The sequence below is a fragment of the Pseudomonas medicaginis genome (assembly GCF_965119365.1).
Lineage (GTDB): Bacteria > Pseudomonadota > Gammaproteobacteria > Pseudomonadales > Pseudomonadaceae > Aquipseudomonas.
Genome location: NZ_OZ221631.1, coordinates 6,197,641 through 6,224,128, shown reverse-complemented (window position 1 = coordinate 6,224,128; position 26,488 = coordinate 6,197,641). Strand labels below are relative to the sequence as shown.

Sequence of the window (26,488 nt, the reverse complement as noted above, 5' to 3'; positions counted from 1 at the left end):
CGGCACCCTGTGGCGAGGAGATTTATCCCCGCTGGGCTGCGAAGCAGCCCCAAGAGCAAGCGACTCGTTTAGGCTGACACACCGAGATATCAGATTTTAGGGCTGCTGTGCAGCCCAGCGGGGATAAATCCCCTCGCCACAGGTTTGTACCCGGCTGTGAATCGGTTCAAATCACCCATCGTGATCCTCTCGGCTTCCTTCTGATCCTTAATCATTCCAATCAATAGTGCTACCCAGCACCTCCCATGCTCCATATTATCGTCGTCATATCCAATTTGTGACGTCGTCCCGTGGAGTGCCCCATGCCCGTAAAAGCCCTGTTCAAACCCTTCCATCTCGGCGCGTTCGAGTTGCCTACCCGGGTGGTGATGGCGCCGATGACCCGTTCCTTTTCGCCAGGCGGCGTGCCGAACGCCAAGGTGGTCGAGTACTACCGTCGCCGTGCGGCGGCCGGGGTCGGGCTGATCATCACCGAAGGCACGACGGTTGGGCACCAGGCCTCCAACGGCTACCCGAACGTGCCGCATTTCTACGGCGAGGCCGCGCTGGCCGGTTGGAAGCAGGTGGTCGATGCAGTGCATGCCGAAGGCGGCAAGATCGTTCCGCAATTGTGGCATGTGGGCAATGTGCGCCGCCTCGGCACCGAGCCGGATGCCAGCGTGCCGGGCTATGGTCCGAGCGAAAAGCTCAAGGACGGCCAGGTGGTGGTCCACGGCATGACCCAGGCGGATATAAACGACGTCATCGCCGCGTTCGCCCAAGCGGCGAAAGACGCCCAGAGCATTGGCATGGACGGGGTGGAAATCCACGGTGCCCACGGCTACCTGGTTGACCAGTTCTTCTGGGAAGGCAGCAACCAGCGCACTGACGGTTATGGCGGCAGCCTGGCCAATCGCTCGCGCTTCGCGATCGAATTGATTCGGGCCGTGCGTGCGGCAGTGGGTGAGGGGTTCCCGATCATCTTCCGCTTTTCCCAATGGAAGCAGCAGGATTACACCGCGCGCCTGGTGCAGACCCCTGAAGCCCTGGGCGAATTCCTCAAGCCATTGTCCGAGGCGGGCGTGGATATTTTCCACTGCTCGACACGGCGCTTCTGGGAGCCAGAGTTCGAAGGCTCCGAGCTGAACCTGGCTGGCTGGACCCGCAAGCTCACCGGCAAGCCCACCATTACCGTGGGCAGCGTCGGCCTGGATGGCGAGTTCCTGCAGTTCATGGTCAACACCGACAAAGTCGCGCAGCCGGCCAGCCTGGAGAAACTGCTGGAACGCCTGAACAACGAGGAGTTCGACCTGGTGGCAGTGGGGCGTGCGCTGCTGGTGGATCCGGACTGGGCGCAAAAAGTGCGCGAAGGCCGGGAGCAGGAAATCTTGCCGTTCAGTCGTGAGGCGTTGATGACCCTGGTTTAAGCGGCGGCTGATCCGACGTCATCGCGAGCAAGCTCGCTCCCACAATGGATCTGGGTTGAACACAAGATATGTGTTCCCTGGGGACCGAATGTGGGAGCGAGCTTGCTCGCGATGGCGGCCTCAGCTTCTCTGAAGATTCAGCGCACCGTCGGTGCAGCAGGCATCACCTGCTCACCCACACAAACCCCTCGCAACTGCGCCTCGAACTGCTCGATCACCGACGCCCAACCCTGGCGGCTGGCGTGCTGGCGCGCATTGAGCCGCACGCAACGCAAGGTCTCGCGCTCCTCCAACAGCCAACGGGCGGCATCGCAGAACGCCTCTTCATCCCCCGGCATCGCCAATACACCGTTATAGCCGTGACGAATATGTTGCGCAGCCGCAGCCTGATCGTAGGCCACCACGCCCAGCCCGGACGCCAGCGCCTCCAACACGACGTTGCCGAAGGTTTCGGTCAGGCTGGGAAAGACAAACACATCCCCGGACGCATAATGGCTGGCCAGCGCCTCGCCGCGTTGCGAGCCGCAAAAGATCGCCTCGGGCAGTTCCTGCTCCAGCTCGGAGCGCTGTGGGCCGTCGCCGACCACCACCAACTTCATCCGTCGCCCCGCAAAAGCACCGCACAGCGTGTCGAAGCAGCGCTTGAGCAGCCCGAGGTTTTTTTCCGGTGCCAGGCGTCCGACATGGAGCACGGCGATGTCGTCATCGCGCAAGCCCCACGTTTCGCGCAGGTTCGACGAGCGTTTGGCCGGGTGGAACAGTTGGCTGTCCACGCCCCGGGACAACAACGCCACGCGTTCGAAATGACGTCGCTCCAGTTCCAGGCGCTGGCTGAGACTGGGAACCAGGGTCAAGCTGGAGCGGTTGTGAAACCAGCGCAGGTAGTGGGTGAGCCCACGACTCAATAGCCCGAGACCATACTGTTGGGTGTATTGCTGGAAATTGGTGTGGAAACCACTGACCACCGAGATGCCCAGGCGCCGTGCCGCCCGCAGCGCCGACAAACCCAGCGGCCCTTCCGTGGCGATGTACAGCACGTCCGGGCGATGACGCTTCCAGCGCCTGAGCAACTTGTGCATCGACGCCTGGCCCCATTGCAGGCCGGGATAGCCCGGTAGCGGCCAGCCCCGGCACAGCAGCAACCGGTCGTCACTGGCCTGGCGTTGGTCGTCGGCCTGACGAGGTCGTATCAGCTCGACCTGATGTCCACGGGCGCGCAAGCCGTCGTACAGGCGGCCCAGGGTATTGGCCACGCCGTTGATTTCCGGCGGGAAGGTTTCGGTGATCAGGGTAATGTGCAGGGGTGTGGTCATGACCCCAGTGTCGACCAGGGCCATTTCGTCATTGTGACGCCAGGATGATGGATTTGTGACGGCTCAGCCCTGGCGGGCCAACGCGGTCTCGGCGCCTTGCTCGCGGACCCAGAACAACGTGGCTCCGGCCACCGCCGCCGGCATCATCAGGATGTTGACCACCGGGATCAGCAGCACCAGGTAAACGCTGCCGCCAAAGCCCAGGCTCTGCCAGCGTTTTTCCCGCAGCCAGGCGAGCATTTCGTTCCAGCCCAGCTTGTGGTTGTCCGCCGGGTAGTCGATGTACTGGATCGCCATCATCCATACGCCAAACAGCAGCCACAGCGGCGCCGCCACCAGATTGACCACAGGGATGAACGACAGCGCGAACAGCCCCAGGGCGCGGGGCAGGAAATAACCGAGCTTGCGCGCTTCCCGGCCCAGGGTCCGCGGGATCATGGCGATCAACTCGGCCCAACTGAAGGCCGGGAAGTCGTCGGTGCCACGGATGACCACTTCGACTTTTTCCGCGAGAAAACCGTTGAACGGTGCGGCGATGACGTTGGCGAGCAGGGTGAAGGTGAAAAACACCATCAGCACGACAAGCACCACGAACAGGGGCCAGAGGACATAGCTGAGGAAACTGAGCCAGTCGGGCAGTGACGGCATCAGCGTATCGACCCACAGGCTGAACTGATGGCCGGCCAGGTAGATCAATCCGACGAACAGCACGAGGTTGATCGCCAGGGGCAAGAGTACGAACAGACGCAGGCCCGGGCTCAGGATCAGCTTGAGGCCTTCTCGCAAATATTGCGGGCCGGACAGGACGGGGGCGGGCATAGGTGGCTCCGAGCGAAGATGAACGCGCCGACCTTACCGGCTTTTGCCCTGCCTGGGAAAGCGGCGACATGGCGTGTAACAACGTTTCTTGAGGGCCGGGGCGCCTATTGAAAGCCGTGCCGCAGATAGAGCTCACCTATGAGCTGGATTGTTAAACCGTATTTCCTTAATCTTCGCTCCCTCGATACGCTGCACCCATTCTTTTTCAGGACTGTCGAACCCAAGCCTTCCCCAAGTGCGTCAACGGTCCTTTTTTATTCACGCCGCTCACCCGGCGTTCCGGCCCGCAAGGTCCGGTCAACAGGAGCAGGTCATGTCTGAAGTGCGTCATTCGCGAGTGATTATCCTTGGTTCCGGCCCTGCCGGTTACAGCGCTGCGGTCTACGCGGCCCGTGCCAACCTCAAGCCGTTGCTGATCACCGGCATGCAGGCCGGCGGTCAATTGACCACCACCACCGAAGTCGACAACTGGCCGGGCGACGTCCACGGCCTGACTGGCCCGGCCTTGATGGAACGCATGAAGGAACACGCCGAGCGTTTCGAGACCGAAATCGTTTTCGACCACATCAACGCCGTGGATTTCGCCGCCAAGCCGTACACCCTCACCGGTGACAGCGCGACCTACACCTGCGATGCCCTGATCATCGCCACTGGCGCCAGTGCCCGTTACCTGGGCCTGCCGTCGGAAGAGGCCTTCATGGGCAAAGGTGTCTCGGCCTGCGCCACCTGCGACGGCTTCTTCTACCGCAACAAGCCAGTGGCTGTGGTCGGTGGTGGCAACACCGCGGTCGAGGAAGCGCTGTACCTGGCCAACATCGCCAGCACGGTTACCCTGATCCACCGTCGCGAAACCTTCCGTGCCGAGAAGATCCTGATCGACAAGCTCAACGCCCGCGTCGCCGAAGGCAAGATCATCCTCAAGCTCAATGCGACCCTGGACGAAGTGCTGGGCGACAACATGGGCGTGACCGGTGCCCGCCTGAAGAACAACGACGGCAGCTTCGACGAGATCAAGGTTGACGGCGTCTTCATCGCCATCGGCCACACCCCGAACACCTCGCTGTTCGAAGGCCAGCTGGAACTCAAGGACGGCTACCTGGTGGTCAAGGGCGGCCGCGACGGCAACGCCACGGCCACCAGCGTCGAAGGTATCTTCGCGGCCGGCGACGTGGCCGACCACGTCTACCGCCAGGCGATCACCTCGGCCGGTGCCGGTTGCATGGCGGCCCTGGACACCGAGCGTTACCTGGATGGCCTGCAGAACGCTTCGTTCTGATTCATCGGGTACAAAAAAACCGGCTTCGGCCGGTTTTTTCATGCCTGGATATCTGCTGGTGCCCCCCTGTTTTTTGTGTGGTCAGAAACAGTGCATTTCAGGCCAGCCGCGCCAGGCACGCTTCCAGAATATCCAATCCCTCTTCCAGCACCGCCGCCTCACTCGTCAACGGCGCCAGCAGCCGAATGATGTGTCGCGATTTACCACTGGGCATCAGCAGCAGGCCCGATTCCCGTGCCAGGGCCAGCAGTTGCGTCAATTGTGCCGAGGCCGGGGTGCCGTCGGCGTGGCTCAGTTCGATGCCGCGCATGGCGCCGACGCCGGTCAGGCGGCCCAGGTAAGGGCTCAACCTGCGGGTTTGCCAGGATTCGTAGCGGCTGACGATCGCCTCTTCCTGTTGCGCGCCCCAGGCGTGCAGGTTGGCATCCGTCATCTCGTCCAGGGTTGCCAGTGCGGCGGCGCAGGCGATGGGGTTGCCCGAGTAGGTGCCGCCGAGCCCGCCCTTGGGCAGGTTGTCCAGCAGCGCCTTGCGTCCCACCACGGCCCCCAGAGGCACGCCGCCGGCAATGCTTTTACCCAGCAGGATCAGGTCTGGCTCGATGCCCAATCGGGAGAAGGCAAAGCGCTGGCCGGTGCGACCGAAGCCGGACTGGATTTCATCGACGATCAGCACAATGCCCTTGTCGTCGCAGAACTGCCGCAAGGCCTGGGCGAAGGGCACGTCCATCGCCAGGAAGCCGGCCTCGCCCTGCACCGGTTCGACAATGAAACAGGCCACGTCATTTACGTCGATCTCGACGCTGAACAGCCGTTCCATGGCCTTCAACGCCTCTTCGCACGTGACGCCATTGTCCGGGCTGGGGTACGGCAAGTGATACACCGGCCCGGGCAGGACGCCGACTTTCTGTTTGTAGGGCGCGACCTTGCCGTTGAGGTTGAGTGTCGCCAGGGTACGGCCATGGAAGGCGCCGTCGAACGCGATCACGGCGGTACGGCCCGTGACGCCCCGCACGATCTTCAAGGCATTCTCCGCCGCCTCGGCACCGCTGTTGGTGAGCATACCGCTGACCGGGTAGTCCACTGGGATAAACCCTGTCAGGCGCTCCATCAATTCAATGTAGGGCGCATGAGGAGCGGCGTTGAAGGCGTAGTGAGTCAACCGGGTGGCCTGTTCGCGGATCGCCTCGACGATGCGCGGATGGCAATGGCCGAGGTTCAGTACGCCGATGCCCCCGACGAAATCGATGTAGCGCCTGCCGTCGGTGGCCCAGACCTCGGCATTCTTGCCGTGACTGAGGCTGACGGGGTGCACGATGGAGATCGATTGGCTGATGCTTTCGCTGCTCATGGAGGACGGCCCGGACGAAGGAGAAATTTCCGTTATCTAAGCCGCGAGCAGAGGGGCCCGGCAAACGAAATAAAGTTGCCGGGTCAATCTTAAAAGTCGCGATGTGGTGAGGTGTTCTTCATAAGGATGAATGGAGCCCTGCCACAAAAGCGGGCCTCACCGCACGGGAAGAATCGATCAGCGCCGTTGCAGCGGCGGTGCCTCGAACGTTACACCGGCCAGCCCATGGACCATCAGCGCACGGATGTTGCCATGGTCACTGCCTTCGGGCGTGGCCAGCACCGAGCGGTAATGTTCGCCAAACGCCAGCAGCGCTTCTTCGTCGCTCAAGCCTTCGAGCAGTGCCAGGCCGAGGGTCTTGCACGAACCTTCGTTCTGCCCGGCGGCATTTTGCACACCGCCGTTGTTGAAGGCCTGGGGCTGGTAGTCGTAGCCGGCGGCGATAAAGGCCAGGGTGTCGGCGAAGGCATGTTCACCGCTCTTGAGGCGGGTGCGCAGGGTAGCAAGATCAAGCATCGGGTTTTCCTTTGGCGAACGCCGCCTGTTGTTCGGCGCTGGCTTCTTTCTGGTATTGGGCTTTCCACTCGGCGTACGGCATGCCGTAGACCACTTCGCGGGCGTCGTCGAGGCTGACGTCCACCTGGCGTTCATCGGCGGCGGCCTTGTACCACTTGGACAGGCAGTTGCGGCAGAAGCCAGCGAGGTTCATCAGGTCGATGTTCTGCACATCCTTGCGGCTGTCCAGGTGGGCAACCAGCCGACGGAAAGCGGCGGCTTCGAGTTCGAGGCGTTGTTGGTCGTTCATGGTGTTCTCTGACGGGCAGCGACAAGCGAGGTGCTTCAAGCTGCAGGAATGGAGTGCGCTGGCGACAAGCTTACCGCTTCAAGCCCGCTGCTGAAAACGTGCAGCTCAGCGGCTTGCCGCAAGGGTGATCGACACCGACTCGGCAAATCGCAAGGCGTGGGGCTTGTCGACTTCGACTTCGGCGTACAGCACCGACTCGTTGGCCATGACCAGGTCGAGCAATTCCTGGGTCAGGCGTTCGAGCAGGGCGAAGCGGTTGCCTTCCACATGGGCGATGATCGCCTTGGTGATGGTGCGGTAGTTCAGCGCGTGGTCGATGTCGTTGTCGCGCACCGCCTCCTGGGCGGCATAGAGGATGGTCAGGTTGATCAACACATCCTGCTTGTTGAGGATCTCGTCCTCGTTGATGCCGATGAAGGTGCGCAGGCGCAGGTCCTTGACCTTGATGCGTGCCATGGCGGGCTGAAGTTGTGGCATTTACTTGCTCCGTCGAATCAATTGCAGGAACTCCTGGCGCGTGGTGCTGGAATCACGAAAGGCGCCGAGCATCACCGAGGTGTTCATCGTCGAGTTCTGTTTTTCGACACCGCGCATCATCATGCACATGTGCTGGGCCTCGATCACCACCGCCACGCCAGCGGCCTGGGTGACCTGCTGCACCGCGTCGGCGATTTGCCGGGTCAGGTTCTCCTGGATTTGCAGGCGGCGGGCGAACATGTCCACCAACCGGGCGATCTTCGACAGCCCCAGGACCTTGCCCGTAGGAATATAAGCCACATGGGCCTTGCCGATGAAGGGCAACAGGTGATGTTCGCAAAGCGAATAGAGTTCGATGTCGGCGACGATCACCATTTCATCGCTGTCAGAGGCGAACAGCGCGCCGTTGACGATCTGCTCGACGCTTTGTTCATACCCATGGCAAAGGTACTGCATGGCCTTGGCGGCGCGTTCCGGGGTATCGAGCAAACCCTCGCGCTCAGGGTTCTCTCCCAGGCCGATGAGGATCTCGCGGTAGTTCTGGGGCAGGGATAGCGTCATGGTGCATCCTCGAAACAAGGCTATTTGACGTGCCGCCCGCCGTTGACGGTCAGGGTCGTGCCGGTGACATAAGGGTTGTCCAGCAGGTAACGCAGGCTCTGGTAGATCACTTCGCTGCCGGGTTCTATACCCAGTGCGGACTTGGCCAGGGCCTTGGCGCGGTAAGCCGCGTCGTCTTCGGGGTTGAACAGTAGCAGGGCCGGGGCAATGCCGTTGACCTTGATCGCCGGGGCGAACTTGGCCGCGAACGACAGGGTCAAGCTTTCCAGGCCGGCCTTGGTGGCGCAATAGGCGATATGCCGGGCACTGCCCTTGCGGGTCACGTCATCGCTGATGTGCACGATATCCGCTGGCGTCGAACGCAGCAGCAGTTCGGCGCCATGCAGGTTGATCAGGTAAGGCGCAAGCATGTGCACGCCGAACATGGCGCTGAAGGCCGTCGCTTCGTTGCCAGGCTCTTCGGTCATCCAGGCCGAGGCGTTGTGCACGATGGCCCGCAACTGGTCGGTGTGCTGCTTGAGCTGTTCGATGAAAGCCAGGATCCCCGTTTCGCTGGAGAAGTCGGCGAACAGCACCACCGCTCCCAGGTCCCGCAACGTCTGCACGCCCGGGCGTTCGGTGCGATAGGTCGCGATTACCGGGTGCCCGTCCTCCAGCAAGCGCCGGGCGCAATGCAGGCCGACGCGCTGGGCTGCACCCGTGATCAGGATCGGAGCGGTGGCGTTGGACATAGGACGGCTCGGTTCACGGCAAGAGCCAAACTATAACAGTGACGCGGGGCGCCTCCTATGTACAAAGGTAAATCCAGGGTTCCTGTGGGAGCGAGCTTGCTCGCGATAGCGGACGGATAGGCAATATCTGGTGTGGATGCACCGGCCTCATCGCGAGCAAGCTCGCTCCCACAGATTTTTTGTCGCCCATGAGGCCGGGGCTCCCACGGGGATCAATGTTGAAGCTGGCGACATCAATGATTCTGCGTAGCCGGCAACGTCCGCTGCGGCGCGCCGTTGAGCCAGTTCGCCAGCAGGTGGGTCGACATCGGGATAAACAAGTAGACCATCAGCGGCGTCAGGATGAGTGTGCTGATGAGCACGCGGTTCAACAGGCCCAGTTCGCCCAGCAGCGGGCCCAACAGGAAGTTGAACAACAGCGACACGGGAAAGAACGCGAGCCAGATGGCCACGGCCTGTTTCCAACGGGGCGGACGCTGACCGACCGTGCCGAACCAACCGTCGATGCCACGCACCCGGTGTTCGGAGGGATGGGCAAACAGATCGCTGCCCCGTCCCAGCCAGGCGGTGCGTGAGGCGGAATGTTCCCAGGCGTGCAGCGTGTGCTCGTCGGCAAACCGGAAGATGATCTGGAACTCATCGTCCTGGGGCGGTGGTGCGAGTACGCCGGAGCCCAGGTAACCGGGAAAATCGGTGGCCAGTTGTTCGCCTTCGCGCAGCCAGGCAATCAGATCCTGATAGCGTCCATTGGCGACGCGACGGGCCACCATCAGGGTGACGGGGGAGGTAGACATCATGTATCTCCTTAAGACAGGCACGGCACTCCGGGTAGGAGATTCGCAGGGGACGCCCCGGGATGGTGGGGCGCGTCTGGTCGCCAAAAAACAGGCAAGGATTATTCCCGATTGTGCGTGAAACAACAAAACCGCGCCCCGGAACACGTTTTCCTTGTCATGACGTGTCTTGAAGGAGGAGACTGGGATCCAATTTGCCAGCCGGAATTGTCTGCCAAAATGAGCGTAATCACAGAGGATAGCTTTGTTTTCCAGGCGTCAGGTGCTTTGAAGCGCGAAGAGCTGTTCCCCATTCGCGAAGTCGCACGCATGACCGGCGTGAATCCCGTGACCCTGCGCGCATGGGAGCGGCGCTACGGTCTGATCCAGCCCACCCGCACCGAAAGCGGGCATCGCCTGTACTCATTGAGCGATATCGAAAAGGTTCGCAGCATCCTGGCGTGGATAGAGCGCGGGGTGGCCGTGAGTAAAGTGGGCAGGATCCTGGCGAAGACCGAGGCGGTACAACCGGTCTCCTCGCTGATTTCATCGGACCTGGTCAAGGCCGATCACGCCCGGTGGCAGCAACAGGTGGCGGACGCGGTCGGCAACTTTGACGATGTGGAGCTGGATCGCGTCTATGGGCAGATTTTTTCCACCTACACCGTACCGGTCGTATTCCAGGACATCCTGATGCCGCTTTGGCGGCAAATGCTGCATCGCCAGCCGGCGTTCGGACAAATCAGTGAATGGGTGTTTTTCGATGGGTTCCTGCGTTCGCGCATCATCCAGCGGCTTTTGCTCAAGCGAGAAAGTGGAGCGCCACGGATTCTGGTCTGCGCTCTTGCCGGCCAGTGTCGCGAGCTGGAGTTGCTGGTCACGGCGCTGTTCCTGTCCAAGGCGGACGTGGGCGTCAGGGCACTGTCGATCGGGCTGCCGTTCGACGAACTGCCCCTGGTGTGCGAGAAGATCCAGCCGTTGGCGTTGGTGCTGTTGTCCAATCATGCACCGGGCCCGGATTTGCCCAAGCGCCTGGGCAAATTGGCGATGAGCCTGGATTGTCCGTTGATGCTGGCCGGCGATGCATCCGACCTGGCGCAGGACAGCCTGGCTGGCTCGTCAATCGGCTGCCTGGGCAATGAAGGAACGGTGATGCACCAGCGCCTGCGTCAATTTCTGGCAGGCAACCTGGATACCTGAACGGGTGCCCTAGAGATGCATGGTGGGGTGGGTCAGGCGATGTTGCTGCAGGATGTACTGGCGCAGGCGTTCGGTCTCGTCCTGGTCACTCTGGCTCAGGTGATAAGCCAGCAACCCTCGATCGGTTTCCCGTTCGAGGGTGCCACGCAACGAAATCCGCTCGTAGCCTGATGGGCTGAACCACAAGGCAAATTGCTTCGGTGGCTTGGTGCGGCTGCGGTTTTCCAGCAATACGCCTTTGCAGGACACCTCGTGGACCCAGAGCGGTCCGGGCAGGCCCTTGATATTTTCCAGCGCCACCGGCTCGTCGAGTGTCAGGCGCCACGGACGGATCTTCGGTCCGTCCTCGTAGATACTCGGGACACCCAGGCGCAGGTGCATCGCATGGAATTCGTCTTCCACCAGATGCAAGGGAAAGGTCATTTGCTGGTTTTCGAAATTGGCTTGCAACGTGACCTGTTCATTCGCCGCCAGGCGCGTCAACAAGTCACGGATCTGCGACCCGCCGTTGACCAGCAAGCTCGACGTGACATCCCGCTCGTTCAACTGCGGGTTGTGCTGCATGGTCCGGATGAAGTCCAGTTCATCCTGCGTCAGAAGGGCATCGCGCTGCATGGTCGGCTCGAAATGATAATTTACATTTTCACTGGTGATTGTAGTGACTGACCGTTAATTCGTGGTTTTGTTTGCACCGTTCGTCGCTTCGAGCCGCGCAATCGTCTCCCGGGCTTCGGCCAGCTCCTTTTCCAGCTGGACGACGCGTTGTTGAGCCTTGACTTGGGTCGTGACGTCTTTTTGCACGCCCACGAAATAGGTATGCCCGTCCGCCTGGTTTTTTACCGTGGACAATGACAGCTCATTCCAGAACGGCGTGCCGTCCTTGCGGTAGTTTCGCAGCACCTCACGACAGGCACCGCCCTCTAGCAAGGCCTTGCGAATCTGCTCCAGGGAAGGTTGCTCCCGGTCACCCGACTGCAGGAAGCGGCAATCCTGGTAGAGGATTTCGTCGCGGTGATAGCCGGTCAAGCGTTCGAAGGCCGGGTTCACGTAGATCAGGATATTGTCTTCGCCTTCTTTTTCAGCGATGACAATCCCATCGTTCGAGGCGTTGATGACCAGTTGCATCAGTTGAGCGTTGATCATTGGAAGAGCCCTTCTGGAACATCCTTGTTGAAGCGGTATTTTAGAAGAAATCGACAGGCTGTCCACTGGCCATTATGGCCGTTGAGAGCCATTCGCAGGCTGGCGGGTGCAACTGTTACTATCCCGGCTCTTTTTTCAGGTTCAGGATCAGATTGATGAAAGTCGCCATTCTTTCCGGCTCAGTGTATGGCACTGCCGAAGAAGTCGCCCGGCACGCCGCCAAACTGCTTCGCGACGCGGGCTTCGACGCTTGGCACAACCCTCGTGCGACCTTGGCGGACGTGCAGGCGTTTGCGCCGCACGCCCTGCTGGCGGTGACGTCGACGACCGGCATGGGCGAGTTGCCGGACAGCTTGATGCCATTGTATTCGACCATCCGCGACCAATTGCCGGGGTTCTTTCGTGGCTTGCCCGGCGCGGTGATCGGTCTGGGCGACGCCAGCTACGGGGACACCTTCTGCGCCGGCGGCGAGCAGATGTGCGAGCTGTTCGCCGAGCTGGGCGTGCGCGAGGTGCTGCCGATGCTGCGCCTGGATGCCAGCGAAAGCGTCACGCCGGAAACCGACGCCGAGCCGTGGCTGGCGCAATGGATCGAGGCGTTGCGCCCTTGAGGCGCAGGCGTGACTCGTTTGGCCAGTAAGCTGGCTGCCAATGCAACTACCGCCTCTGGAAGACCTGACTAGACTCATTTTCTTGCACAAGACGTTTCGATGACGAGATTTCTACAACAAGAAACCAGAGGTCAGAGCCGTGAGCGTAGCGCCCGTCCAAACGACACTCAGTATCAAGGACCAGGTCAGTGCGGCCGAATGGCAAACCCGGGTGGACCTTGCCGCCTGTTATCGGCTTGTCGCGTTGCATGGCTGGGATGACCTGATCTTCACCCATATCTCCGCGAAGGTCCCCGGTACCGAGGACTTCCTGATCAACCCGTTCGGGCTGATGTTCCATGAAGTCACCGCCTCGAGCCTGGTCAAGGTCGACCAGGCCGGCAACAAGTTGATGGACAGCCCCTACGACATCAATCCGGCCGGCTACACCATCCACAGTGCGGTGCATGAGGTGCGCCATGACGTGGCCTGCGTGTTACACACCCACACGGCTGCCGGTGTCGCGGTATCGGCACAAAAGCAAGGCGTGTCGCCGATCAGCCAGCAAGCACTGTTCGTGTTGTCGAGCCTGGCTTATCACGCTTACGAAGGGGTGGCCTTGAATCACGAAGAAAAGGCGCGCCTGCAGGCCGACCTGGGCGAAAGCAATTTCCTGATGCTGCACAACCATGGCTTGCTGACATGCGGTGGCACCATCGCCGATACCTTCTTGATGATGTTCACCTTTCAACGGGCCTGTGACATCCAGGTCCTGGCCCAGAACGGCGGGGCCGAATTGATTGCCATCGAGCCGCAGATTCTGGCCGGCGCCCGGGCGATGATCGCCGGGGTGACCAAAAGCACCCAAGGCATGGGCGGCGCGTTGGCCTGGCCGGCGTTGCTGCGCAAGCTCGACCAACAAGACGCCGGGTATAGAAACTGATGGCCCTGGCTCAGATCCCCCTGCGTATCTGGCGCCAGCGCAGCCAGACCTTCATGTTTCGTGGTCATGTCATTCGCTACTGGGTGGCGGGCCAGGGTGAGCCGCTGCTGCTGATCCACGGTTTCCCTACCGCCAGTTGGGATTGGCATTACCTATGGCAACCCTTGGCGCAACGCTATCGGGTGATCGCGTGCGACATGCTCGGTTTCGGCGACTCCGCCAAACCGAGGGATCACGTCTATAGCCTGCTGGAGCAGGCCGATCTGCAGCAGGCCTTGCTGGCTCACCTGAATGTGAAAGGCGCGGTGCATGTGCTGGCCCACGATTACGGTGACAGCGTGGCCCAGGAACTGCTTGCGCGACATTACGAAGCGCGGATTGACCTCGCCAGTTGCGTCTTTCTCAATGGCGGGCTGTTCCCCGAAACCCACCGTCCGGTATGGGCCCAGAAACTTTTGCTCAGTCCCCTGGGCTGGCTGCTGGGGCGGTTGTTCTGTCGGGAAAGCCTGGCCAGCAGCTTTCGGAAGATTTTCGGTCCCAGGACCGGCCCTACCGAAAGTGAGCTGGATGACTTCTGGAGCCTGGTGAAAGCCCATCACGGTCCGCGGATCATGCATAAGCTCATCGCCTATATTCCCGAACGCCGTGTGCAGCGTGAGCGCTGGGTACAGGCGATGCAGCGCGGCGACGTGCCGTTACGGGTGATCGACGGCGCTGTCGATCCGATTTCAGGTGAACACATGGTGGCGCGCTACGAGGCCCTGATCCCCAACCCGGACACGGTGCTGCTGCCCGACGTCGGTCATTACCCGCACACCGAGGCACCGGTGCAGGTGCTCAATCACTACCTGGCGTTTCGCGAAGCCATCACCGCGCCGCGCAGGCAGATGGCCTGTTCCTGACACCTGGCACTGCCGGAGCAGACCTGTGTGGGAGTGAGCCTGCTCGCGAAAGCGGTGCTTCGGCCAGCGGGAAAAACGACTACGCCGCCGTGGCTGGGGCCTGCATCATCCCCCCGCCTTATCGAGCACCATTCACTGGCAACCGTGTTCATTGTGACCGGCCGACGGGTGCCGGACACTCATGCCCATCGTCCTATCCGCCTGCTGGAGTTCTGCCATGAGTGAGTCTGTGCGCTTCGAAGATAAAGTCGTGATCGTCACGGGAGCTGGCGGTGGCCTGGGACGTGCCCATGCGCTGCTGTTCGCCAGGCAAGGCGCGAAAGTGCTGGTCAACGACCTTGGCGGCTCGGCTCAAGGGGAAGGGGCCAATGCCTCGGCGGCGGACCGGGTGGTCGCTGAAATCCGTGAGGCCGGCGGCATCGCCGAGGCCAACCACGACTCGGTGACCGATGGCGACAAGCTGGTTCAACATGCGCTCGACGCGTTCGGTCGTGTCGATGTGGTGGTCAACAACGCCGGGATCCTGCGAGACAAGACGTTCCACAAAATGGACGACGCCGATTGGGACCTGGTCTACCGCGTCCACGTCGAGGGTGCCTACAAGGTGACCCGTGCCGCATGGCCGCACCTGCGTGAGCAGAACTACGGTCGGGTGATCTTCACCGCCTCCACTTCCGGCATCTACGGTAATTTCGGCCAATCCAACTACGGCATGGCCAAGCTCGGCCTCTACGGCCTGACCCGGACCCTGGCCATCGAAGGTCGCAAGAACAACATCCTGGTCAACGCCATCGCTCCCACTGGCGGCACCCGCATGACCGAAGGCCTGATCCCGCCGCAGGTGTTCGAACAACTCAAGCCCGAACTCGTCAGCCCGTTGGTGGTGTACCTGGCCAGTGAAGCCTGCCAGGAAACCTCAGGCCTGTTCGAAGTGGGCGGCGGTTGGATGGGCAAGGTGCGCTGGGAGCGCAGCCTGGGTGCGGGTTTCGACCCGCGCAAAGGCTTTTCTCCCGAGGACGTCGCCGCCCATTGGCAGCAGATCTGCGATTTCGACGATGCGGTGCATCCCAATGACAACCTGGAAGCATTGAAGGAGATGATGGCGAATCTGCAGCGCTACGCTGTTTAACGTGCAGCCTCGACGCCTTTCAACCGTGTGATTTCTACACCGGCGAAATGATTCCGTGGCGAGCGCCCTCGCCACGATGAATCCAATAAACCTGGGTGGACAGTGCTGCACATAAGCGGGCTCCTCTCAGGTACAGGTCGATCCCCCACACCCAGGCAAAGCGTTCGGCCGACCATTCCTGGCGGTCAGACATTTGGCCGTCGCCCCGCTCGATAATCCGAAGTACACCGTCAGACCTTGAGCACTGCGTCATTAAAAAGGTGGGCGGTCGATCAATCGTGCGCGTGGATATGCATGAAATAACCGCACAGAAAAAAGGCCGCTGCAAAAAGCAGCGGCCTAAGCGTGACGTTGCAAAGGAGCTACAAACCAACGTCGGTGAACACGGGATGATGGATCTATGCGCCAATCCATCCGAAGACGGTGCGCCAGGCAGGAGGGATGCCGTGGCGACTTGCGCCGGCAGGCCCGTTGCCCTGCAAGCCCGGCCAGCATAGGGATCGCGCTCGGAGGGAAACAGCCCGGATCCGGACATGCACCGTTGCAGGGCGCGTAACAGTACCGGTCAGGGCGTGAGTATGCGCGGCGCTGATGACCCATCATCCAGTCCGTCCATGCTCGGCGCAAAGGCCCGTCGGGCAGGGGCTGTAATCCTTTTGAGGTACAGCGCGAATACCTCCTTGGTGCGCTTATCGCCCATGGCGCGCGGCAGTAGGGTGAAGCCTCTGTCACTCACCGGGGAAGACGCATGACAACAATAACAATGCGCGCCATCTTCAAGCCGCAGGCGCTGGCCGTCGCGGTGGCCTTGGGTTGCTGTGCCCAGGCGCAGGCCGTTTCATTCAACATTGGCGAGATCGAAGGCCAGTTCGATTCGTCGCTGTCCGTGGGCGCGAGCTGGGGCATGCGCGATGCCGACAAGGATTTTGTCGGCACGGTCAACGGCGGTCGGGGCCAGTCCTCCACCGGTGATGACGGACGGCTGAATTTCAAGAAAGGCGAGACCTTTTCCAAGATCTTCAAGGGCCTGCACGACCTCGAACTCAAGTACGGCGATACCGGTGTGTTCGTGCGCGGCAAGTACTGGTACGACTTCGAACTCAAGGATGAAGACCGCGAGTTCAAGGACATCAGCGACAGCAATCGCAAGGAAGGCGCCAAGTCCTCGGGGGCGCAGATTCTCGATGCCTTCGTCTATCACAACTATTCCATCGCCGACCTGCCAGGCACCGTGCGTGCCGGCAAGCAGGTGGTCAGTTGGGGGGAAAGCACCTTCATCGGCAACTCCATCAACAGCATCAACCCGGTGGACGTGTCCGCGTTCCGTCGCCCCGGTGCGGAGATCAAGGAAGGCCTGATCCCGGTGAACATGTTGTTCGCCTCCCAGGGCCTGACCGACAAGCTCACCATCGAAGGGTTCTACCAGTTGGAGTGGGACCAGACCGTGGTGGATAACTGCGGTACGTTCTTCGGCAACGACGTGGTGGCCGATGGTTGCACCAGTGGCTACACCGTGGGCAGCCCGGCGATTGCGCCATTCGTGCCCTTGACCCAGGCATTCGGCGAGGAGATCCAGGTCTCCAGCGAAGGGGTGATCATTCCCCGTGGCGCTGACCGCGACGCCCGCGACTCCGGCCAGTGGGGTACGGCATTGCGCTGGCTCGGCGATGACACCGAGTACGGCCTGTACTTCATGAATTACCACAGCCGCACGCCTGCCGTCGGCACCACCACGGCGGGGCTTTCGACCCTGGCGGCGTTGCCGGGCATGGTCGCGATCGCCAACGGCCTGGCCCCTGGCAGCGGTGCGGGCCTGGCCCAGAGCGTGATGCTGGGTCGCGGTGGGTACTACCTTGAATACCCGGAAGACATCCGCCTGTACGGCGCGAGTTTCTCCACGACGTTGCCCACCGGCACCGCTTGGACCGGGGAAATCAGCTACCGCCCCAACGCACCGGTGCAGGTCAATACCAACGACCTGACCCTGGCGCTGCTCAACCCGATTGCCGGTGGCGCTGCTTCACCTATCGCGACCTCGGCCGGGGCGGATAACACCGGCTACCGGCGCAAGGAAATCACCCAGGTCCAGAGCACCCTGACGCATTTTGTCGATCAGGTGCTGGGCGCCGAACGCCTGACGCTGGTGGGCGAGGCGGCGGTGGTGCACGTCGGCGGGCTGGAGTCCAAGGACAAGCTGCGTTACGGCCGCGATTCGGTCTATGGCCAGTACGGGTTCAATGGCGACACCGATGGCTTCGTCACCTCGACTTCCTGGGGCTATCGCGCCAGGGCGATTCTCGACTACGCCAACGTGATCGGTGGTGTGAACTTCAAGCCCAACGTTTCCTGGTCTCATGATGTGGCCGGTTACGGTCCCAACGGCTTGTTCAACGAAGGCGCCAAGGCTATCAGCGTCGGCGTCGATGCCGACTACCGCAACACCTACACCGCCAGCCTGAGCTACACCGACTTTTTTGGCGGCGATTACAACGTTCTCGAAGACCGCGATTTCCTCGCGCTGAGCTTCGGCGTGAACTTCTGATCTGGCTGACAAGGAAAACCCAATGCGCAAGATGATCCTGCAATGCGGTGCCCTGGCCTTGAGCCTGCTGGCCGCGAACGTGATGGCGGCGGTTTCGCCGGAGGAAGCGAACAAACTGGGCACCAGCCTCACGCCGTTGGGCGCCGAAAAAGCCGGCAATGCCGATGGCTCGATCCCGGCCTGGACTGGTGGTATCCCGAAAAATGCCGGCGCCGTGGACAGCAAGGGCTTTCTGGCCGACCCGTTCGCCAATGAAAAACCGCTGTTCACCATCACTGCCGCGACCGTGGACCAGTACAAGGACAAGCTGTCCGAAGGCCAGGTCGCGATGTTCAAGCGCTACCCGCAAACCTACAAGATTCCGGTCTATCCGACCCACCGCAGCGTCGCCCTGCCGCCGGAAATCTACGAGTCGGCCAAGCGCAGCGCCCTCAACGTGACGTCCATCAACGACGGTAACGGCCTGGCCAATTTCACCGGCAATCGCTACTACGCCTTCCCGATTCCCAAGAACGGCGTGGAAGTGCTGTGGAACCACGTCACCCGCTATCACGGCGGCAACCTGCGCCGGGTGATCACCCAGGCGACGCCGCAGACCAATGGCAGCTTCACGCCGATCCGCTTCGAAGAAGAAATTGCCGTGCCGTTCCTGATCAAGGATGCCGACCCGGAAAAGGCCAGCAACGTGCTGACCTATTTCAAGCAATCGGTGACCGCCCCGGCGCGCCTGGCCGGTAACGTGCTGCTGGTGCATGAGACCCTCGACCAGGTGAAGGAGCCGCGCCTGGCCTGGATCTACAACGCCGGCCAGCGCCGTGTGCGTCGCGCCCCGCAAGTGGCCTACGACGGCCCGGGTACCGCCGCCGACGGGTTGCGCACGTCCGACAACTTCGACTTGTTCTCCGGCGCGCCGGACCGCTATGACTGGAAGCTGATCGGCAAGAAGGAGATGTACATCCCGTACAACAGCTACAAGCTCGACTCGCCAAGCCTCAAATACGACGATGTGATCAAGGCCGGCCATATCAACCAGGACCTGACCCGCTACGAGCTGCACCGGGTCTGGGAAGTGGTGGGTACGGTCAAGCCGAGCGAGCGGCACATCTATGCCAAGCGCCACATGTACTTCGACGAAGACAGCTGGCAGGCGGCGCTGGTGGATCACTACGACGGCCGCGGTCAACTGTGGCGGGTGGCCGAAGGTCATGCCCAGTTCTACTACGACCATCAGAACCCGGGCTACACCCTCGAAGCGCTCTACGACATCATCGCCGGCCGCTACATCGCGCTGGGGATGAAGAACGAAGAGAAACACAGCTACGAGTACGGCTTCGAAGCCCGAGCGGCCGACTACACGCCGGCGGCGTTGCGTTCGACCGGGGTTCGGTAAGGTCTGAGTGTTGGAAAGATGACTGTGGTGAAGGGATTTCTCTGTGGGAGCAAGGCTGGCCCGCGGTGAGGCTATCGCGGGCCAGCCTTGCTCCCACAGTAAATCCACTTCTCACAAGGTTGTGCCTGATTTGATAAGCGTGAGCGACCGGCAGTACCCCTGCCGGTCGTTTTTTTATGGGGGCCAATCAGCGCGCTGAATACTTCTCCAAAGGTCGGCGACACAGGACTAGGGTGGTGAAATAACAATAAACAGGATCTTCCCCCATGACCGCCATGAGCCCGTGTCCGGACCGTCCAGGATTGCTGCCTCGCCTGTCCTCGACGCATGTGCCGCGGCGGTCCCTGAGCGAGCCGCTGCTGACGTCCGAAGCGCGGGTAAAGCTGCTCTGCGCGCCGGCGGGCAGCGGCAAGAGTGCGTTGTTCGCCGAGTGCTTCCTGCAGGCCCCCGGCAACTGTCAGTTGCACTGGTTGCCACTGGCGGGCGCGGCGTTGAGCGCGGTGCAAATGTGCGAGCGCCTGGCGCAGACCCTCGGGCTGCCGGTGCTGGAGGAAGCGGGGCTGTTGGCCCACCTGGCGCGTTTGCAAACGCCCACCTGGGTATTCCTGGACGACTATTGCCGGGTGCCGAATCCCGAGTTGGACCAGTTGCTCGACCGTGTGTTGAACACCAGCAGTCCGGCGTTGCACCTGTGGCTCAATGGCCGCCGTCGCCCTCACTGCAACTGGCCGCGGCTGTTGCTCGATGACGAGCTGCACGAGTTTGACCCGCAGGCGTTGTTCTTCAGCCCTGACGATATCCAGCCACTGCTTCGTCATCTGTCCGGTCCCCAGGCTGCACGCACGGCCCGCGAGGTGATTCAGCGAAACGGTGGTTGGTGCGCCGGGGTGCACATCAGCTTGCTTGAGCGCTGTGAATGGGCGCGCAGTCATGCATCCCCAGGACGGCCGGGAACCTTGCTCGACTACCTGGAGTACGAACTGTTCAGCACGTTGAGCCCAGACCTGGCACAGGCCTGGCGTGTGCTGGCGCATCTGCCGCGTTTCAATGCCCGGCTGTGCGAGCACCTGTTCGGCGACACGGTGGGTGCGCAATGCCTGCCGTTGTTGCTGGACCTGGGGTGTTTCATCGAGCCGTGGGAGCAGACGTGCGATTGGTTGCAGATTTTTCCGGCCCTGGCCCGGTTGGTGCGTGAAGAGCCTTGGCCCCAGGGCCGCTCCTGGCATCGACGGGCCTGCCAGTGGTTTGCTGCCGAGCAGGACTGGCAAATGGCGTTCGAGCAAGCCATGTTGGCCGAGGAGTTCGAGACCGCCGTCAGTTTCTTGCAGCATTTGAGCTTCGAGCACGTCTTGCAGCGCCGCAACGTGGTGCTGTTGCTGAGCTTGCACGACCAACAAGGCGACACGCTGACCCTGGGTACGCCGCAATCGGTGGGGTTGGTCACCGCTGCGCTGTTGTTCGCCGGTCGCTTCGACCAGGCGTCGACCTGCATCGCGCAACTGTCCAGGTTCCTGCCGCAGCCTTCGGCCTGTCTGCAGCGACAAGTGCTGGCCAGGTGGCAGGTCTTGCGGGGCTGGTTGCTGCACCTCTCGGGCGATGGCGAACCGGCGCGCGAACATTTTCTCCAGGCCCAGGCCAGCCTGGACCCCGAGTCCTGGGCCCAACGGGTGCTGTGCCTGGGTGGACTGACGCAGCAGGCACTGCTGGCCGGCGAATTGTCCTCGGCGCAATGGATCAACCGCCAAGCGTTATGCCTGGCGCGTGCGCAAGGCTCGCTGGTCTTCGAGGGCTTGCTGGAACTGGACCATGCCCAAATCTTGGAGCAACGCGGCGCGCCGCATCGGGCCGATCATTTGCTGGCCGCGGTCCAGGCGCTGCTGGACAGACCGGGTCAGGATTTTTCTCCGTTGTTGGGACGTATTGCCCTGCGGCGCGGACGCCTGGCGCTGCGCATGGGGTTTGAGGAACGGGCCGCCGAGTACTTTCAAGCCGGCCTGGAAACGGGTCTGCTCAGCCAGGATAAACAGGTGCTCTATGGCTTTCTCGGCAAGGCCTGCCTGGCGGCCAACCAAGGCGACTATGGCGAGGCGTTCATGCAGTTGCGCGATGCCGAGCGGATCATGCAGCAGCGGCACATCCCCGACACCGTCTACCGGGGCGTGTTGTTGCAGACCAGTTGCCAGTTCTGGTTGCAACAGGGGCGGGCGGAACTGGCCCATGAAGCCTTGACCCGCGTCCTGCGGCACTTTCGCGGACCGCAGGCCAAGCACGCGCCTCCCGCGACCCTGGAGTTGATTGCTCGACTGGAATACCTGCTGGTGCTGGCCGAGGTCTACTTGCAGCGGGCACAGGCGCCACAGGCGCGCCTGCAGGCCATGATCGCCCAGGCGCAGCACGCTGAAATGCACAGTTTGGAGACCGAACTGCACCTGGTGCTGACGGAGGTCGTCTGGTTGTCCGGCGATCGTGCCCAGGCCCGGACACTGCTGTCAGAGGGGCTCAAGCGAGTCGCGTGCTGGCGGGCCCAGCAAGCGTTGTGCGAACTGCGCTTGCGCCAGCCCGAGTTGTTGCGCTGGGGGCAATCGGCAGAAGAGGCCGAGTCGCCCGTCACCGCCGAGGAGACGTTGCTCAGTCATCGCGAGCTGGAGGTCCTGGAGCTGATCGCCCAAGGTCATTCAAACCAACAGATTGCCGAACAGTTGTTCATCTCGTTGCACACGGTGAAAACCCATGCGCGTCGCATCCACAGCAAGTTGGGTGTGCAGCGACGTACACAGGCAGTGGCAAAAGCCAAAGTCATGGGCGTGATGAATTAGCGGCATGGTTCGATACCTCATGCACGCTTGCTTGCACGGGCCTTTTTTACCGTCATGCCCGATAGCTTCCCGCACCTCAATGATCTAGTGATCAGGATGTACTGGCTGGGCTGAGCCCGGACCCGCTTCATACCCCATCCGCCAACTCACGGCCCGGGTCGCCGCCAACAGTCGCTGCGCCGCCGGGCCGTTTTCGTCGGCGTGGAACAGCGAGGTCGGGCCGACGATGGTCATCACGGCCTTGACCTCGCCGACCGCATTGAAGACCGGGGCGGACAAGGCGTCCACACCCGGCATCAGCAAGCCATGCACATGGTGCAGGCCACGGCTGCGAATCTGCTCGCACAGGCTGGCATAGGCGCGATCATCGGCCAGGGCGTGGTGCTCGGTGCCTTGTACTTCCTGCTCGCGCAGGCCGATCGTCTCGCGCTCCGGCAGATAAGCACTGAATACCAGTCCCGTGGACGAACTGAGCAGCGGCAATACCGAGCCCAGTTGCGTCACCACGGTCACGGACCGCACGGCGGGCTCGATGCGCACCACGGTCGCGCCATGGTTGCCCCACACCGCCAGGAAGCAGGTTTCGTTCAAGTCGTCGCGCAACTCGGCCAAGGGCAGGGCGGCCACTTGCAGCACGTCCATGCCGTTCAGCGCAGCCAGGCCCACACGCAGGGCTTCGCGGCCCAGGCCGTAATGGTTGGTGGCGGTGTTCTGCTCAGCAAATCCGCTGGCGATCAAGGCCTGCAAGTAGCGGTGGACCTTGCTCGCCGGCATCTGCACGTGCTCGGCCAGGCGCGACAGGGACGTGGAGGGGGAGAGTTCGGCCAGGGCCTTGAGAATGTCGGTGCCGACTTCGGCCGAACGGACTTTCTGTTTACCGTTGCTGAGCGGGGTTTGCATGGGGCGCGGGGTCCAGAGGCGAATGGCCGTCTTTATAGCTTGACGGTCGCCGTCGAGCAAATTACGTTATGCGTAATTGAATTACGATAAAAATAACCCGGTGCGCCTCAACCTCTTCACTGAACGACAGGCCGTATCCCCAGGAGGCTCCATGAACCTCGATTCCACCGCGTCGGACCTGGCTTACCAATCAGGCTTGGGCAACGAATTTGCCAGCGAAGCCTTGCCCGGCGCCTTGCCCGTCGGCCAGAACTCCCCGCAGAAAGCCCCGTATGGTCTCTATGCCGAATTGTTCTCTGGCACGGCGTTCACCATGGTCCGCAGCGAAGCACGGCGTACCTGGATGTATCGCATCCGGCCGTCGGCCAATCACCCGCCCTTCACCAGGCTCGAACGGCAATTGGCCGGCGGTCCGTTGGGTGAAGTCACACCCAACCGCCTGCGCTGGAGCCCGCTGGACATACCCGCCGAGCCCACTGACTTCATCGATGGGCTGGTGCGCATGGCGGCCAATGCCGGCGCGGATAAGCCGGCCGGCGTCAGCCTCTATCACTACCGGGCCAACCGCTCCATGGAGCGGGTGTTTTTCAACGCCGACGGTGAGTGGCTGATCGTGCCGCAACTGGGACGGCTACGGATCGCCACCGAACTGGGCGTGCTGGAGCTGGCACCGCTGGAAATCGCCGTGTTGCCCCGGGGCTTGAAGTTTCGTGTTGAATTGCTCGACCCGCAGGCCCGTGGTTACCTCGCCGAAAACCATGGCGCGCCGCTGCGCCTGCCGGATCTCGGGCCTATCGGCAGCAACGGCCTGGCGAACCCGCGGGACTTCCTGACGCCAGTTGCCCATTACGAAAACCTGGCGCAACCGACCCCGCTGGTGCAGAAATTCCTCGGTGAGTTGTGGGCGTGCGAGCTGGATCATTCGCCCCTCGACGTGGTGGCCTGGCACGGCAACAACGTGCCGTATAAATATGACCTGCGCCGCTTCAACACCCTTGGCACGGTCAGCTTCGATCACCCGGACCCGTCGATTTTCACCGTGCTGACCTCACCCACCAGTGTCCACGGCCTGGCCAACCTCGATTTCGTGATCTTCCCGCCACGCTGGATGGTGGCGGAAAACACCTTCCGTCCGCCGTGGTTCCACCGCAACCTGATGAACGAATTCATGGGCCTGATCCAGGGCGCCTACGATGCCAAGGCCGAAGGTTTCCTGCCGGGCGGTGCATCCTTGCACAGTTGCATGAGCGCCCATGGCCCGGACGGTGAAACCTGTACCAGGGCGATCAACGCTGATCTTCAGCCGGTGAAAATCGACAACACCATGGCGTTCATGTTCGAGACCAGCCAGGTGCTGCGCCCGAGCCGTTTCGCCCTGGACTGCCCGCAACTGCAAACCGACTACGATGCTTGTTGGGCCTCGCTGCCTGTCACGTTCGACCCGACCCGGAGATAACCCATGACTCAACGTTCCCCTGCCCGTAGCTGGGTCGCCAGTGCCAACGGCCACGCCGATTTCCCGTTGCAGAACCTGCCATTGGGAGTCTTCAGCGTCGATGGCGGTGCCCTTCGCGCCGGCGTGGCGATTGGCGAGCGGATTTTCGATCTGCAGGCGGCACTGGATGCGGGCTTGTTTGATGGCGCGGCGCAACACGCCGTCGAAGCCATGGCTGGCGGCCAGTTGAATGACTTTTTCGACCTGGGACGCAGCGCCCGGGTCGCCCTGCGTGAACGACTGCTGGAACTGTTGCGCGAAGACAGTCCGTTGCGCGGCCAGGTTGAAGCCCAGGAGGCGGAATTGCTCCTCCTCGCCGCCGACTGCCAGATGCACCTGCCGGCCAGGATCAACGACTACACCGACTTCTACGTCGGCATCGAACACGCCCAGAATGTCGGCAAGCTGTTTCGCCCCGACAATCCCTTGCTGCCCAACTACAAATACGTCCCCATCGGTTACCACGGTCGTGCCTCGACCATTCGCCCGTCCGGCACCGACGTGCGCCGGCCCAAGGGCCAGACGTTGCCGGCCGGCCAGACCGAGCCGACCTTCGGCCCGTGTGCGCGGCTGGACTATGAACTGGAGCTGGGCATCTGGATCGGCAAGGGCAATGCCCTGGGCGAACCGATCCCCATCGGCGATGCCGCCGAGCACATTGGCGGGTTCTGCCTGCTCAACGACTGGTCGGCCCGGGATATCCAGGCGTGGGAATACCAGCCCCTGGGGCCTTTTCTGTCGAAGAGTTTCCTGACCAGCGTTTCGCCATGGGTGGTCACGGCTGAAGCCCTGGAACCGTTCCGCCGCCCGCAACCGGCGCGCCCGGACGGCGATCCGCAACCGCTGCCGTATCTGCTGGACACGCGTGACCAGGCTGGCGGGGCCTTCGACATCGAGCTGGAAGTGCTGTTGCTGACCGAGGCCATGGTCGAGCAGAACCTGCCGCCCCAGCGCCTGACGTTGAGCAACACCCAATACATGTACTGGACCGTGGCGCAAATGGTCGCGCACCACAGCGTCAACGGTTGCCAGTTGCAGGCCGGCGACCTGTTTGGCTCGGGCACCTTGTCGGGGCCTGAAAACCATCAGTTCGGCAGCCTGCTGGAAATCACCGAAGGCGGGAAAAAACCGATCGAACTGGCGTCTGGCGAAGTGCGCCGATTCCTCGAGGACGGTGACGAAATCATCTTGCGGGCCCGTTGCCACCGCGAGGGGTTCGCCTCCCTCGGTTTCGGCGAGTGCCGGGGCAAGATCCTGCCGGCGCGTTGAGGGGCAGGTCATGGAACTCTATACCTACTATCGCTCTACCTCGTCCTATCGGGTGCGCATTGCGTTGGCGCTCAAAGGGCTGGATTACCAGGCGCTGCCCGTCAACCTGATCGCACCGCCTGGGGGCGAGCATCGCCAGCCCGCCTACCTGGCGATCAACCCCCAGGGCCGGGTACCGGCGCTGCGTACCGATGAGGGCGCGCTGCTGGTGCAATCGCCGGCCATCATCGAATACCTGGAGGAACGTTATCCACAGGTGCCGCTGCTCAGCGCCGACCTGGCGGTGCGCGCCCACGAGCGAGGTGTCGCCGCGCTGATCGGCTGCGATATTCACCCCTTGCACAACGTCAGCGTGCTCAACAAGCTGCGGCAGTGGGGCCACGATGAAGCGCAGGTGACGGAGTGGATCGGGCAGTGGATCAGCCAGGGATTGGCGGCGGTGGAGCAGTTGATTGGCGATGAGGGTTATTGCTTCGGTACCGCGCCTGGGTTGGCGGATGTGTTCTTGATCCCGCAGTTGTACGCTGCCGAGCGGTTCAATGTGTCTTTGCAAGCGTACCCACGAATTCGTCGGGTCGCGGCGTTGGCGACTGGGCATCCAGCGTTCCAGCAGGCGCATCCGGCGAAGCAGCCGGATACCCCGGCTTGAATCGATATTGA

At 62.1% G+C, this 26,488-nt stretch carries 25 protein-coding genes; 13 read left to right on the top strand and 12 right to left on the bottom strand.

Annotated features, from left to right (window positions below):
• Window positions 1-302: 302 nt before the first annotated feature.
• Entirely contained in the window at window positions 303-1,406 is a 1,104-nt protein-coding gene (locus ACMTA2_RS27395; protein ID WP_413792591.1) for an NADH:flavin oxidoreductase, read from the top strand.
• Between the two features lie 137 nt (window positions 1,407-1,543).
• On the opposite strand, the gene ACMTA2_RS27390 is transcribed toward ACMTA2_RS27395, so the two are convergent.
• Both ACMTA2_RS27390 and cysZ read right to left on the bottom strand, forming a co-directional pair.
• Window positions 1,544-2,743, bottom strand: a complete 1,200-nt coding sequence (locus ACMTA2_RS27390) for a glycosyltransferase family 4 protein (protein ID WP_413792590.1) — start codon at window positions 2,741-2,743, stop codon at window positions 1,544-1,546.
• A gap of 39 nt (window positions 2,744-2,782) precedes the next feature.
• The gene (cysZ, locus tag ACMTA2_RS27385; protein ID WP_413792589.1) at window positions 2,783-3,538 is read right to left on the bottom strand and encodes a sulfate transporter CysZ; all 756 of its coding nucleotides are present in this window, start codon (window positions 3,536-3,538) and stop codon (window positions 2,783-2,785) included.
• 313 nt (window positions 3,539-3,851) lie between these two features.
• Between cysZ and trxB the strand changes: the two genes are divergently transcribed.
• Window positions 3,852-4,814: a thioredoxin-disulfide reductase gene (gene trxB / locus ACMTA2_RS27380; RefSeq protein ID WP_003205459.1), complete on the top strand. Its 963-nt coding sequence runs from the start codon at window positions 3,852-3,854 to the stop codon at window positions 4,812-4,814.
• A gap of 97 nt (window positions 4,815-4,911) precedes the next feature.
• Here trxB and ACMTA2_RS27375 read toward each other — a convergent pair whose 3' ends face one another.
• The 7 genes from ACMTA2_RS27375 to ACMTA2_RS27345 form a co-directional block, all read right to left on the bottom strand.
• Window positions 4,912-6,162 (bottom strand): 2-aminoadipate transaminase, encoded by a 1,251-nt coding sequence (locus ACMTA2_RS27375; RefSeq protein WP_413792588.1) that lies wholly within the window; start codon window positions 6,160-6,162, stop codon window positions 4,912-4,914.
• 177 nt (window positions 6,163-6,339) lie between these two features.
• Complete coding sequence (locus tag ACMTA2_RS27370; RefSeq protein WP_413792587.1) at window positions 6,340-6,678, bottom strand: HopJ type III effector protein; 339 nt, start codon at window positions 6,676-6,678, stop codon at window positions 6,340-6,342.
• Complete coding sequence (locus tag ACMTA2_RS27365; RefSeq protein WP_305468423.1) at window positions 6,671-6,967, bottom strand: DUF1244 domain-containing protein; 297 nt, start codon at window positions 6,965-6,967, stop codon at window positions 6,671-6,673. The genes ACMTA2_RS27370 and ACMTA2_RS27365 overlap by 8 nt, the downstream gene beginning before the upstream one ends.
• 105 nt (window positions 6,968-7,072) lie before the next feature.
• Window positions 7,073-7,444, bottom strand: coding sequence for a dihydroneopterin triphosphate 2'-epimerase (folX, locus tag ACMTA2_RS27360; RefSeq protein WP_003178065.1), 372 nt, complete (start codon window positions 7,442-7,444; stop codon window positions 7,073-7,075).
• On the bottom strand, window positions 7,445-8,005 hold the full coding sequence (folE, locus tag ACMTA2_RS27355; RefSeq protein ID WP_413792586.1) for a GTP cyclohydrolase I FolE: 561 nt from the start codon (window positions 8,003-8,005) through the stop codon (window positions 7,445-7,447).
• Window positions 8,006-8,025: 20 nt separating this feature from the next.
• Window positions 8,026-8,736: a dihydromonapterin reductase gene (folM, locus tag ACMTA2_RS27350; protein ID WP_413792585.1), complete on the bottom strand. Its 711-nt coding sequence runs from the start codon at window positions 8,734-8,736 to the stop codon at window positions 8,026-8,028.
• Between the two features lie 233 nt (window positions 8,737-8,969).
• On the bottom strand, window positions 8,970-9,530 hold the full coding sequence (locus ACMTA2_RS27345; RefSeq protein ID WP_413792584.1) for an antibiotic biosynthesis monooxygenase: 561 nt from the start codon (window positions 9,528-9,530) through the stop codon (window positions 8,970-8,972).
• A 219-nt stretch (window positions 9,531-9,749) separates the two neighbouring features.
• On the opposite strand from ACMTA2_RS27345, the gene ACMTA2_RS27340 reads away from it, so the two are divergent.
• Window positions 9,750-10,709, top strand: a complete 960-nt coding sequence (locus ACMTA2_RS27340) for a MerR family transcriptional regulator (RefSeq protein ID WP_413792583.1) — start codon at window positions 9,750-9,752, stop codon at window positions 10,707-10,709.
• Window positions 10,710-10,718: 9 nt separating this feature from the next.
• On the opposite strand, the gene ACMTA2_RS27335 is transcribed toward ACMTA2_RS27340, so the two are convergent.
• Entirely contained in the window at window positions 10,719-11,324 is a 606-nt protein-coding gene (locus tag ACMTA2_RS27335) for a hypothetical protein (protein WP_413792582.1), read from the bottom strand.
• A gap of 54 nt (window positions 11,325-11,378) precedes the next feature.
• Window positions 11,379-11,852 (bottom strand): PAS domain-containing protein, encoded by a 474-nt coding sequence (locus ACMTA2_RS27330; RefSeq protein WP_413792581.1) that lies wholly within the window; start codon window positions 11,850-11,852, stop codon window positions 11,379-11,381.
• A gap of 155 nt (window positions 11,853-12,007) precedes the next feature.
• Here ACMTA2_RS27330 and ACMTA2_RS27325 point away from each other — a divergent pair, with 155 nt between their 5' ends.
• The 7 genes from ACMTA2_RS27325 (at window position 12,008) to ACMTA2_RS27295 (ending at window position 22,164) form a co-directional block, all read left to right on the top strand.
• Window positions 12,008-12,463 (top strand): flavodoxin, encoded by a 456-nt coding sequence (locus ACMTA2_RS27325; protein WP_413792580.1) that lies wholly within the window; start codon window positions 12,008-12,010, stop codon window positions 12,461-12,463.
• Between the two features lie 139 nt (window positions 12,464-12,602).
• Window positions 12,603-13,385 (top strand): class II aldolase/adducin family protein, encoded by a 783-nt coding sequence (locus ACMTA2_RS27320; protein WP_413792579.1) that lies wholly within the window; start codon window positions 12,603-12,605, stop codon window positions 13,383-13,385.
• Window positions 13,385-14,287, top strand: coding sequence for an alpha/beta fold hydrolase (locus ACMTA2_RS27315; protein ID WP_413792578.1), 903 nt, complete (start codon window positions 13,385-13,387; stop codon window positions 14,285-14,287). The genes ACMTA2_RS27320 and ACMTA2_RS27315 overlap by 1 nt, the downstream gene beginning before the upstream one ends.
• 217 nt (window positions 14,288-14,504) lie before the next feature.
• Entirely contained in the window at window positions 14,505-15,416 is a 912-nt protein-coding gene (locus ACMTA2_RS27310) for an SDR family oxidoreductase (protein ID WP_413792577.1), read from the top strand.
• A 748-nt stretch (window positions 15,417-16,164) separates the two neighbouring features.
• Window positions 16,165-17,958: a DUF1302 domain-containing protein gene (locus ACMTA2_RS27305; protein ID WP_413792576.1), complete on the top strand. Its 1,794-nt coding sequence runs from the start codon at window positions 16,165-16,167 to the stop codon at window positions 17,956-17,958.
• 22 nt (window positions 17,959-17,980) lie between these two features.
• Window positions 17,981-19,348, top strand: a complete 1,368-nt coding sequence (locus ACMTA2_RS27300; RefSeq protein ID WP_413792575.1) for a DUF1329 domain-containing protein — start codon at window positions 17,981-17,983, stop codon at window positions 19,346-19,348.
• Window positions 19,349-19,614: 266 nt separating this feature from the next.
• Complete coding sequence (locus tag ACMTA2_RS27295; RefSeq protein WP_413792574.1) at window positions 19,615-22,164, top strand: helix-turn-helix transcriptional regulator; 2,550 nt, start codon at window positions 19,615-19,617, stop codon at window positions 22,162-22,164.
• Window positions 22,165-22,248: 84 nt separating this feature from the next.
• On the opposite strand, the gene ACMTA2_RS27290 is transcribed toward ACMTA2_RS27295, so the two are convergent.
• Entirely contained in the window at window positions 22,249-23,064 is an 816-nt protein-coding gene (locus tag ACMTA2_RS27290; protein WP_413792573.1) for an IclR family transcriptional regulator, read from the bottom strand.
• A 151-nt stretch (window positions 23,065-23,215) separates the two neighbouring features.
• Between ACMTA2_RS27290 and hmgA the strand changes: the two genes are divergently transcribed.
• The 3 genes from hmgA to maiA are packed head-to-tail and all read left to right on the top strand — an operon-like array spanning window position 23,216 to window position 26,477.
• Complete coding sequence (gene hmgA, locus ACMTA2_RS27285) at window positions 23,216-24,520, top strand: homogentisate 1,2-dioxygenase (RefSeq protein WP_413792572.1); 1,305 nt, start codon at window positions 23,216-23,218, stop codon at window positions 24,518-24,520.
• A gap of 3 nt (window positions 24,521-24,523) precedes the next feature.
• Window positions 24,524-25,828: a fumarylacetoacetase gene (gene fahA, locus ACMTA2_RS27280; RefSeq protein WP_413792571.1), complete on the top strand. Its 1,305-nt coding sequence runs from the start codon at window positions 24,524-24,526 to the stop codon at window positions 25,826-25,828.
• Window positions 25,829-25,838: 10 nt separating this feature from the next.
• Entirely contained in the window at window positions 25,839-26,477 is a 639-nt protein-coding gene (gene maiA / locus ACMTA2_RS27275) for a maleylacetoacetate isomerase (protein ID WP_413792570.1), read from the top strand.
• Window positions 26,478-26,488 lie beyond the last annotated feature (11 nt).

Excerpts from the sequence above, each read along its gene's own strand:
- ACMTA2_RS27375 (WP_413792588.1), bottom strand. The coding sequence starts at position 6,162 with ATGAGCAGCGAAAGCATCAGCCAATCGATCTCCATCGTGCACCCCGTC.
- cysZ (WP_413792589.1), bottom strand. The coding sequence starts at position 3,538 with ATGCCCGCCCCCGTCCTGTCCGGCCCGCAATATTTGCGAGAAGGCCTC.
- folX (WP_003178065.1), bottom strand. The coding sequence starts at position 7,444 with ATGCCACAACTTCAGCCCGCCATGGCACGCATCAAGGTCAAGGACCTG.
- ACMTA2_RS27310 (WP_413792577.1), top strand. The coding sequence starts at position 14,505 with ATGAGTGAGTCTGTGCGCTTCGAAGATAAAGTCGTGATCGTCACGGGA.
- ACMTA2_RS27370 (WP_413792587.1), bottom strand. The coding sequence starts at position 6,678 with ATGCTTGATCTTGCTACCCTGCGCACCCGCCTCAAGAGCGGTGAACAT.
- maiA (WP_413792570.1), top strand. The coding sequence starts at position 25,839 with ATGGAACTCTATACCTACTATCGCTCTACCTCGTCCTATCGGGTGCGC.
- ACMTA2_RS27300 (WP_413792575.1), top strand. The coding sequence starts at position 17,981 with ATGCGCAAGATGATCCTGCAATGCGGTGCCCTGGCCTTGAGCCTGCTG.
- ACMTA2_RS27365 (WP_305468423.1), bottom strand. The coding sequence starts at position 6,967 with ATGAACGACCAACAACGCCTCGAACTCGAAGCCGCCGCTTTCCGTCGG.
- ACMTA2_RS27395 (WP_413792591.1), top strand. The coding sequence starts at position 303 with ATGCCCGTAAAAGCCCTGTTCAAACCCTTCCATCTCGGCGCGTTCGAG.
- ACMTA2_RS27335 (WP_413792582.1), bottom strand. The coding sequence starts at position 11,324 with ATGCAGCGCGATGCCCTTCTGACGCAGGATGAACTGGACTTCATCCGG.
- ACMTA2_RS27330 (WP_413792581.1), bottom strand. The coding sequence starts at position 11,852 with ATGATCAACGCTCAACTGATGCAACTGGTCATCAACGCCTCGAACGAT.
- ACMTA2_RS27325 (WP_413792580.1), top strand. The coding sequence starts at position 12,008 with ATGAAAGTCGCCATTCTTTCCGGCTCAGTGTATGGCACTGCCGAAGAA.
- ACMTA2_RS27340 (WP_413792583.1), top strand. The coding sequence starts at position 9,750 with ATGAGCGTAATCACAGAGGATAGCTTTGTTTTCCAGGCGTCAGGTGCT.
- ACMTA2_RS27290 (WP_413792573.1), bottom strand. The coding sequence starts at position 23,064 with ATGCAAACCCCGCTCAGCAACGGTAAACAGAAAGTCCGTTCGGCCGAA.
- ACMTA2_RS27295 (WP_413792574.1), top strand. The coding sequence starts at position 19,615 with ATGACCGCCATGAGCCCGTGTCCGGACCGTCCAGGATTGCTGCCTCGC.
- folM (WP_413792585.1), bottom strand. The coding sequence starts at position 8,736 with ATGTCCAACGCCACCGCTCCGATCCTGATCACGGGTGCAGCCCAGCGC.
- ACMTA2_RS27345 (WP_413792584.1), bottom strand. The coding sequence starts at position 9,530 with ATGTCTACCTCCCCCGTCACCCTGATGGTGGCCCGTCGCGTCGCCAAT.
- trxB (WP_003205459.1), top strand. The coding sequence starts at position 3,852 with ATGTCTGAAGTGCGTCATTCGCGAGTGATTATCCTTGGTTCCGGCCCT.
- hmgA (WP_413792572.1), top strand. The coding sequence starts at position 23,216 with ATGAACCTCGATTCCACCGCGTCGGACCTGGCTTACCAATCAGGCTTG.
- ACMTA2_RS27305 (WP_413792576.1), top strand. The coding sequence starts at position 16,165 with ATGACAACAATAACAATGCGCGCCATCTTCAAGCCGCAGGCGCTGGCC.
- folE (WP_413792586.1), bottom strand. The coding sequence starts at position 8,005 with ATGACGCTATCCCTGCCCCAGAACTACCGCGAGATCCTCATCGGCCTG.
- fahA (WP_413792571.1), top strand. The coding sequence starts at position 24,524 with ATGACTCAACGTTCCCCTGCCCGTAGCTGGGTCGCCAGTGCCAACGGC.
- ACMTA2_RS27315 (WP_413792578.1), top strand. The coding sequence starts at position 13,385 with ATGGCCCTGGCTCAGATCCCCCTGCGTATCTGGCGCCAGCGCAGCCAG.
- ACMTA2_RS27390 (WP_413792590.1), bottom strand. The coding sequence starts at position 2,743 with ATGGCCCTGGTCGACACTGGGGTCATGACCACACCCCTGCACATTACC.